Genomic DNA, 511 nt, shown 5'->3' with positions numbered 1-511 from the left:
TGGTAGAAACGATGAGCGTTGATGTTGCCGGTCGCGGCACTGACGGAGAGATAGGCGCAGCCGGCGGCTTTGGCGAAATCGCGGGCACGGGCAATCAGATGCTGGCCCACACCGTGGTTGCGGTGGCCTTCGCGCACGAAGAGATGGTGGAGATCCATGCCGCGCTTGCCCTGCTGGGCACGGTAGAGCGGTGCCAGCATGGCGTAGCCGAGAAGCTCCGCTCCGGCATCGGCTACCAGCGCCGTCACCCACGGCGCGGGGCCGAAGAGATCGCGCTTGAGTCCCTCCTCGCTCGCCTCCGAGGTATCGCCGTGGAAGGCAGCGAGCATGCCGATCATTTCAACGAGTTGCGGAATATCGTTCGCGACCGCCTTCCTGATGGTCATCAGAGCGGGTCTTGGTAGCGAGATTTCATCCTGATCATCTATCATTGTCTTCGTCCCTTGGTCGTTTTCAGTGCCGCCGGGGACGTGACGTTTTCAACACCTTGCCGCCCCTGGCGACCGGTGTT

The 511-nt window shown here is 62.2% G+C and carries 1 protein-coding gene; it reads right to left on the bottom strand.

Features of this window, described 5'->3' with window-relative positions; translation table 11 throughout:
- A partial coding sequence (locus MD273_RS18930; protein WP_239039307.1) for a GNAT family N-acetyltransferase occupies positions 1-386 on the bottom strand: 386 nt, incomplete at its 3' end.
- Positions 387-511 lie beyond the last annotated feature (125 nt).

The organism is Marinobacter sp. C7 (assembly GCF_022343555.1).
GTDB lineage: Bacteria > Pseudomonadota > Gammaproteobacteria > Pseudomonadales > Oleiphilaceae > Marinobacter.
This window is presented reverse-complemented; position numbering and strand designations above follow the sequence as displayed.